The organism is Sphingobacterium sp. LZ11T8 (assembly GCF_024261425.1).
In the GTDB taxonomy this organism is placed as follows: Bacteria; Bacteroidota; Bacteroidia; order Sphingobacteriales; family Sphingobacteriaceae; genus Sphingobacterium.
In genome coordinates this window covers 1-2,937 of record NZ_JANBZY010000015.1, presented here as the reverse complement: position 1 = coordinate 2,937, position 2,937 = coordinate 1, and the positions used below count along the sequence as shown (strand labels likewise).

The following is a 2,937-nucleotide window of genomic DNA, read 5'->3' as shown; positions in this document are numbered from 1 at the left end:
CGACTTACGTCGCTTGCCGTAAGCCGCCGCTTCGCGGACTGCTTACAACAAGCGACTTGGCTAAATAGCTCCGCTTTTGTATCTTCGATACAGCTTCGCTACTTCGCCAATTCGCCGAGCCATTAGCGGTAATTTTACCAAACAGAATGTTGAACATAAAAAAATATAATCCGATGAAGCTATAAGTAACTGTTCAAAATAAAAAAAGTGAAACTTTTTTATTGCTTTCAAAAAGCAGTGAGAATTTCTATTATCAACTTTTAAAAATTAGAAGAAATGACGCAGTTACAAATGATTAACAAAACAAAATCTATAGCTCAACAAGACGAAAATGTTTCCGCTGTTTTTATGTATGGTTCATTTACTAAAAGCGAAGGAGATAAATATTCTGATATCGAATTTTACATCTTTTTAAAAAATAAAGAAAATTTCTCGTCGGAAAAATGGGTAAATCAAATTCATCCTGTGGCATTATATTTTACAAATGAATATGGAAGCGAAGTTGCTATTTTTGAGAATATGGTCAGAGGCGAATTTCATTTTTTAAAAACGGAGGAAATTGAAATTATCAAATCTTGGGACGGAATTGTTGCATTTAGCGATTTTGACCAAATGAACCTAATCGACAAAGACGGACATTTAACGAAAACACTAAATCAAATCAAAACGAAATCGCCCGAAAGAATAACAAATGAAAACATCTTGTGGTTAAGTCAATCATTACTGAATGTTATACTGACAACAAGCAACTTAATTAAGCGAGAAGAATTTGCTCATGCTCATCATAGTTTATCAAATGTTCAGAAATATTTGCTTTGGCTTATTAGAGCAAGAACAAACAAAACCCAACATTGGGAAAGTCCAACTAAAAGTCTTGAAAAGGATATTGATACGACTTGGTATTTTGCGTATAAAACAGTAACATCGGATTTAAATCCTAAAAATATAATTTTAGCTTTTGAAAACTCATTAAATTTATCGGAAAAACTATTTGACGAACTAAATATTGAACCAAAAATGAAAGAAATCCTACATGAAATAAGAAAAAACTACCGCTAACATCGGTTTGGCGAAATGGCGGGTTATGGGAAATATAGAAAGTTCGTACATTTTTTGTCGCAACAGCTTTTTATATTTCCTTTTTTGTTAATTTAGTAAATAATAAAAAGCTGTTGCTCAAGTTAGTGAAAGATTGAAAGTATTGGCTTTCTAATCCGCCACTATCGCCAAGCCGCGGCCCGTTGTTAGCAATCCGCTGCGCTCCTTGCTAACAATGGCTCGGCGACTTACGTCGCTTGCCGTAAGCCGCCGCTTCGCGGACTGCTTACAACAAGCGACTTGGCTAAATAGCTCCGCTTTTGTATCTTCGATACAGCTTCGCTACTTCGCCAATTCGCCGAGCCATTGTGCGCAATATTACCGCCGCGACTTTCAAACAAAATTTATGAGATTTTTTTAACTCTGAACTGACTTTTTTGCTGGCTGAATTCTGAATCTGAATTTACCTTTGGAAAAATAACCGAACTGAGGATTGCCGCTTAAAAAACCGCACTGACTTTTCCAAAACTACTGATCTGACTCCCCTACTTTGCACTTAGCGTCCTGGACTAAACTTCAGAAAACTATTTCTGCTAAAAACAAACGTGCAAAACTGCATGAATTCAATATCTTTTTAACTGTCTGACTGACTATTAAAAGCACTAAAACTCCCTTGAAATTAAAAAATACTGCGCACAACACGGTATTTCTGTTAGCGGGGTTGAAGTATACATCATAAAGATTTTCGCGAGTTGTTCTTTTTGTTATATTTACAAAAACTAATTATAATAATCCCCGCCAACAGAAATACCCAAACGTTGGTGGCAAGGCTAAAAGACACAGCAAATGGACATCAGTAAAGACGTAAAAAATCAACTTGACAAATATTTTGGAAATTATACTACCACACAAATTTCAGGTGGTTCAACAAATGCTGAATTGTTCAGGGTTACGACAGATGAATCAAAGAGTTTTATTCTCAAAAAACAAATTTATAGTAACCATAATGTAAACCTCAAATACGATTATCAAAATTATTTATGGCTTGACGGAAAAATTCCAGTTCCTAAGATTATTTTTTATGAACAATTAAGCGACTTTGAATTGTTATGTATGACGGAACTGCAAGGAAAAACTCTTGAATATTATTTTGATAAAATAGAAACTGAAGAAATTATTAAGCAATATGCAATATCATTGAAAAAACTTCATTCTTTGAAAATTGACAATACTGCGTTGGTTCAACACCTTGACTTGAAAATTTCAAAAGCAAGATTTAATTTAGATAGTGGGTTAATTGATTTTACAGACTTACAACCCGAAAATCAAACTTACAGCCCCGAAGAACTATTTGTGAAATTATTAAGCATAAAGCCATCAGACTATGAATTAGTGTTTACACACGGAGATTACTGTTTTGACAACTTAATTTTTGACAATCATAACTTAAGTGGTTTTATAGACATTGGCAATGGAGGTATAACAGATAAATATCAAGATATTGCACTTGCTGTTAGAAACATACGAGATAATTTTAGACCAGAAATGGTTGACATATTTTACAAGGTATATGGACTTGATAAGCCAAACAAAAATAAAATAGAGTTTTATATATTATTAGACGAGTTCTTTTGAAAGAAGCCCAGCCACCAACATCGTATTGGCAATAGTGGGGCTGATAGTTATAAATTCAACATTTGTGCTTCTATCGGGCATTAGTGCAAATGTTGGGCTGACGTTTTTCAAATGCCCCACCATCGCCAATACGTAACCGTTAGTGGCAACAAAAACAAACGATAATTAGACAATAAATGAAAAATATTTTATTTGTAGTTTTTATTTCAATGATATTTTTATTTGTTTGCTGTAACACAACAACGAATAAAAACATAATTGAAA

2 protein-coding genes and 1 pseudogene are annotated in these 2,937 nt (G+C 33.7%); all 3 read left to right on the top strand.

From position 1 onward, the window contains the following. Nucleotides 1–276 precede the first annotated feature (276 nt). Nucleotides 277–1,059, top strand: a complete 783-nt coding sequence (lnu(H), locus tag NLF99_RS19565; protein WP_051021433.1) for a lincosamide nucleotidyltransferase Lnu(H) — start codon at nucleotides 277–279, stop codon at nucleotides 1,057–1,059. An 825-nt stretch (nucleotides 1,060–1,884) separates the two neighbouring features. Next, nucleotides 1,885–2,673, top strand: coding sequence for an APH(3') family aminoglycoside O-phosphotransferase (locus NLF99_RS19560; RefSeq protein ID WP_154138269.1), 789 nt, complete (start codon nucleotides 1,885–1,887; stop codon nucleotides 2,671–2,673). A 176-nt stretch (nucleotides 2,674–2,849) separates the two neighbouring features. After that, nucleotides 2,850–2,937, top strand: a pseudogene (locus NLF99_RS19555) (class D beta-lactamase); the annotation flags it as partial.